Raw genomic sequence first — 4,235 nt, 5'->3', positions numbered from 1 at the left:
GGTTGTCCCACTGGCGAGATGGTCCTCCGCGCGGCCGCGCGGGACCATGATCTGCGTCAGGCAAACGCCGCGATGACGCCGCCGCCCAGGCAGACCTCGCCGTCGTACAACACCGCCGACTGTCCGGGGGTGACGGCCCATTGCGCCTGGGGAAAGTCCAATGCGAACGCGCTGCTTTCTCCAGGCGAGAGGTCGCAGGCCGAATCCGATTGCCGATAACGTGTCTTGGCCGCGATGGACGCCGCAGCCGGCGCCTGGCCGGACACCCAGCTCGCGTCGCCGGCCCACAAGCGATGCGACAACAGCCAGGGATGATCGTGCCCCTGCACCACGTACAGCGTGTTGGCGGCCATGTCCTTGCGCGCCACGAACCAGGGCTCGTGCTCGCTGCCGCCCTTGGCCGCGCCACGTTCCTTCAGCCCGCCGATGCCGATGCCCTTGCGCTGGCCCAGCGTGTAGAAGCTCAGGCCGACGTGCTCACCGACCGTGCGGCCGCGGTCGTCCTTGATCGGGCCGGGCTGGTTGGCCAGGTAGCGATTCAGGAACTCGCGGAAGGGCCGCTCGCCAATGAAGCAGATGCCCGTCGAGTCCTTCTTCTTCGCATTGGGCAGGCCGATCTCGGCGGCGATGCGGCGCACCTCGGTCTTGGGCAGCTCGCCGACCGGGAACAGGGTCTTGGCGAGCTGCGCCTGCGTGAGGCGGTGCAGGAAGTAGCTCTGGTCCTTGAGCGGGTCCAGCCCCTTCAGCAGCTGGTGTTCGCCGTTCACTTCTCGCACACGGGCGTAGTGACCCGTGGCGATCTTCTCGGCGCCCAGGCGCATGGCGTGGTCGAGGAAGGCCTTGAACTTGATCTCGGCGTTGCACAGCACGTCGGGGTTGGGCGTGCGCCCGGCCTGGTACTCGCGCAGGAACTCGGCGAAGACGCGGTCCTTGTAGTCGGCCGCGAAGTTGACGTGCTCGATCTCGATGCCCAGCACGTCGGCCACGCTGGCGGCGTCGAGAAAGTCCTGCCGCGAGGAGCAGTACTCGTCGTCGTCATCGTCTTCCCAGTTCTTCATGAAGATGCCGATGACCTCGTGGCCCTGCTGCTTGAGCAGGTGCGCACTGACGGCCGAATCGACGCCGCCCGACAGGCCGACGACGACACGCTGGGGTTTCTTCATGGGCGCAATTTTAGGTGGCCGTGTCGTGTGGGTGACTTGCAGGGGCTTGCGCCCTGGCTACGCTGGCAGCGCCGGCCTTCTCAGGCCGGCACACGTCTTCAGGGCGGGGTGGAACTCCCCACCGGCGGTATGCCGTCTCGTGGTCGACACGCAGCGGCGAGCCCGCGAGCGCCTTCCGCCTCCAAGGGGAAGGGTCAGCAGATCTGGTGCGATGCCAGAGCCGACGGTCACAGTCCGGATGAAAGAAGACGTGCGAACACGCGGACGCCCGCAGGCGCACGCGTGCGCACGCCCCTGGAATGTTTTTCGCCCGGCTTTTTTGCCACCCCACGCGAGGAGCGTTTCAACCATGTCCGTTCAACACCCCGGCTTCAACGCCTTCCCTTCCCGCTTGCGCAATGCCTTGCGGGCCCTCTACGCCGGCCGTCCCATCCTCCTGTTCGACGACGACGAACGCGAGAACGAGGCCGACCTGATCGTCGCTGCCGAGCGCATCACGCCTGAGACCATGGCCTTGCTGATCCGCGAGGGCAGCGGCATCGTCTGCCTGTGCCTGCCCCACGAGCACCTGCAGCGGCTGCAGCTGCCGCCGATGGTGGCGCGCAACGGCAGCCGCTACGGCACCGCCTTCACGGTTTCGATCGAGGCGCGCCACGGCGTGGCCACTGGTGTCAGCGCCGCCGACCGGGTGACCACCATCCGCGCCGCCATCGCCGAAGGCGCGCAGCCTGACGATCTGGTCAGCCCCGGCCACGTGTTCCCGCTGCGCGCCCGGCCCGGCGGCGTGCTGGAGCGCGACGGCCACACCGAAGGCTCCGTCGACCTCATGCGCCTGGCCGGCTTGCAGCCGGCGGCGGTGCTGTGCGAGCTGATGAACCCCGACGGCACGATGGCGCGCGGCGCGCAGGTGGAGGCCTTTGCGCTGAGCCACGGCATGCCGACGCTGACGATTGCCGAGATCGTGCAGTGGCGGCAAGCCACCGAGGCGGTGATGTAGGGCGATCAGCCCAGCAGGCGGAAGCTCGCGTTGGCCCGGGCGACCAGCCGCTCGCCGCACACCACGCGGCAGTCCACGAAGGCCAGCGTGCGACCGACCTTGAGCACCTGTGGGTGGAACTCCAGGCACTCGCCCACCTTGGCCGAGTCGATGAAGTCCAGCGCCAGCGCGACCGTCACCGCGCTGGCCTTGTCGTTCCCAAGCTGCGCACGTGCGACGTGGCCGACCGACAGGCCCATGGCGTTGTCGGCCAGCGATGAGATCAACCCGCCGTGCGCGAAGCCGCGCGAATTGCAGTGTGCGTCGCGCACCACCAGCGCGAGCTGCACGGCCTCGCCCGCTTCGCGCGCAAACAGCGGTTCCCACGGGTCGGTGAGCGGGCTGCGGCGCGTGTGCCGTTGGTAGCCGGCGGGCATCTCGCCACCGGTCGAGGGGGTGTCGGAGGTCTGCATGCACACGAGCTTAGTGAGCCGCGCGCGAAACGGAGTCGCCTGCGTTACAGCGTTGACGAACTCAGGCTTTGATCTCGGGGGTGTGCACCGTGTCGGCGGCGTGGACGATGCCAAGCGGGTAGCGCTTGCCGGCCAGGTAGTCCTCGATGCAGGCCAGCACGAGCTCGCTGCGGTGGCGGTCACGGCAGGCGCGCAGCTCCTCGATGCTCATCCACAGCGTGCGCACGATGCCGGTGTCGAGCGTGCGCGTGGGGTCGGGGTCGCTCACGGTGCCCGCGTAGGCGAAGCGCAGGTAGGTCACGTCTTCGCCCGCCGCGGGGCGCTGATAGCGCGCCATGTAGACGCCCACGAGGCAGCTCGGCGTGAAGTGGCAGGTGGTTTCTTCCAGCGCTTCACGCACCACCCCTTGCTCGGGGGACTCGCCGATCTCGAGGTGGCCGGCCGGGTTGTTGAGCTTCAGGCCCTCGGCTGTGTCCTCTTCCACCAGCAGGAAGCGCGCTTCTGCGTCGATCACGCGCTCGATGATCGCGGCGACGGTGACACTGGGTTTCCAACGTTCGCTCATGCACGGATGGTAGGTGTCGCTGGCATAAGACGTTCTACGGCGGACCGCACCTCACAATGCGTTACGCTCGCGTGTTTTGTAAGTTCGGCGCAAGTTACTGTCGCGTCGGCGACTGAGGAGTGAGATCCATGTTGATTGGGGTACCGCTGGAGACGGTGGCCGGCGAGACACGCGTTGCTGTCACGCCCGAGACGGCCAAGAAGCTCAAGGCCCAGGGCCACACGCTGCGCATTCAATCGGGAGCCGGCGTTGCCGCCAGCGCCACCGACGAGGCCTACCGGGCCGTGGGTGCCGAGATCACCGACCAGGCCGGCGCCTTCGAGGCCGACCTGGTGCTCAAGGTGCGCTCGCCGCTCGACTCGGAGCTGAGCCTCATGAAGACCGGCGCCGCGCTGGTCGGCATGCTCAACCCCTTCGACCGCGACGGCCTGCAGCGCCTGGCCGGTGCGGGCGTCACCAGCTTCGCGCTCGAAGCCGCGCCGCGCACCACGCGTGCGCAAAGCATGGACGTTCTCAGCAGCCAGGCCAACATCGCCGGCTACAAGGCCGTGATGATCGCGGCCGACAAGTACCAGCGCTTCTTCCCCATGCTGATGACCGCCGCCGGCACCGTGAAGGCCGCGCGCGTGGTGATCCTCGGCGTGGGCGTGGCCGGCCTGCAGGCCATTGCCACCGCCAAGCGCCTCGGTGCCGTGATCGAAGCCTCTGACGTGCGCCCCTCGGTGAAGGAGCAGGTTGAGTCGCTGGGCGCCAAGTTCATCGACGTGTCCTACGACACGCCCGAAGAGAAGGAAGCGGCCGAAGGCGTGGGCGGCTACGCCAAGCCCATGCCGCAGAGCTGGCTCGACCGCCAGAAGGTCGAGGTGGCCAAGCGCGTGGCCGCGGCCGACATCGTGATCACCACCGCGCTGATCCCCGGCCGCGCGGCGCCGGTGCTCGTGACCGAAGAGATGGTCAAGGCCATGAAGCCGGGCTCGGTGATCGTCGACCTGGCCGCCGCGCAAGGCGGCAACTGCCCGCTCACCGAAGCCGGCAGGACAGTGGTGAAGCACGGCGTC

Annotated in this window: 5 protein-coding genes and 1 riboswitch; of the genes, 2 read left to right on the top strand and 3 right to left on the bottom strand. The window is 68.3% G+C overall.

Annotated features, from left to right (window positions below; all coding sequences use genetic code 11):
• Window positions 1-56: 56 nt before the first annotated feature.
• Window positions 57-1,163, bottom strand: a complete 1,107-nt coding sequence (mnmA, locus tag VFL64_RS10445; RefSeq protein WP_489540312.1) for a tRNA 2-thiouridine(34) synthase MnmA — start codon at window positions 1,161-1,163, stop codon at window positions 57-59.
• A gap of 90 nt (window positions 1,164-1,253) precedes the next feature.
• Window positions 1,254-1,417: riboswitch (FMN riboswitch) on the top strand.
• A 95-nt stretch (window positions 1,418-1,512) separates the two neighbouring features.
• On the opposite strand from mnmA, the gene ribB reads away from it, so the two are divergent.
• Window positions 1,513-2,160, top strand: a complete 648-nt coding sequence (ribB, locus tag VFL64_RS10440) for a 3,4-dihydroxy-2-butanone-4-phosphate synthase (protein ID WP_489540311.1) — start codon at window positions 1,513-1,515, stop codon at window positions 2,158-2,160.
• Window positions 2,161-2,165: 5 nt separating this feature from the next.
• Here ribB and VFL64_RS10435 read toward each other — a convergent pair whose 3' ends face one another.
• Both VFL64_RS10435 and VFL64_RS10430 read right to left on the bottom strand, forming a co-directional pair.
• On the bottom strand, window positions 2,166-2,612 hold the full coding sequence (locus VFL64_RS10435; RefSeq protein ID WP_489540310.1) for a PaaI family thioesterase: 447 nt from the start codon (window positions 2,610-2,612) through the stop codon (window positions 2,166-2,168).
• Window positions 2,613-2,673: 61 nt separating this feature from the next.
• Complete coding sequence (locus tag VFL64_RS10430; protein ID WP_489540309.1) at window positions 2,674-3,177, bottom strand: NUDIX hydrolase; 504 nt, start codon at window positions 3,175-3,177, stop codon at window positions 2,674-2,676.
• 128 nt (window positions 3,178-3,305) lie between these two features.
• On the opposite strand from VFL64_RS10430, the gene VFL64_RS10425 reads away from it, so the two are divergent.
• On the top strand, window positions 3,306-4,235 hold a 930-nt coding region (locus VFL64_RS10425), incomplete at its 3' end, for an NAD(P) transhydrogenase subunit alpha (RefSeq protein ID WP_489540308.1).

The organism is Rhizobacter sp. (assembly GCF_035702065.1).
Classification (GTDB): Bacteria; Pseudomonadota; Gammaproteobacteria; order Burkholderiales; family Burkholderiaceae_C; genus Rhizobacter.
This window is presented reverse-complemented; position numbering and strand designations above follow the sequence as displayed.

Coding starts and splice junctions, on each gene's coding strand:
- ribB (WP_489540311.1), top strand. CDS start 1,513: ATGTCCGTTCAACACCCCGGCTTCAACGCCTTCCCTTCCCGCTTGCGC.
- mnmA (WP_489540312.1), bottom strand. CDS start 1,163: ATGAAGAAACCCCAGCGTGTCGTCGTCGGCCTGTCGGGCGGCGTCGAT.
- VFL64_RS10430 (WP_489540309.1), bottom strand. CDS start 3,177: ATGAGCGAACGTTGGAAACCCAGTGTCACCGTCGCCGCGATCATCGAG.
- VFL64_RS10435 (WP_489540310.1), bottom strand. CDS start 2,612: ATGCAGACCTCCGACACCCCCTCGACCGGTGGCGAGATGCCCGCCGGC.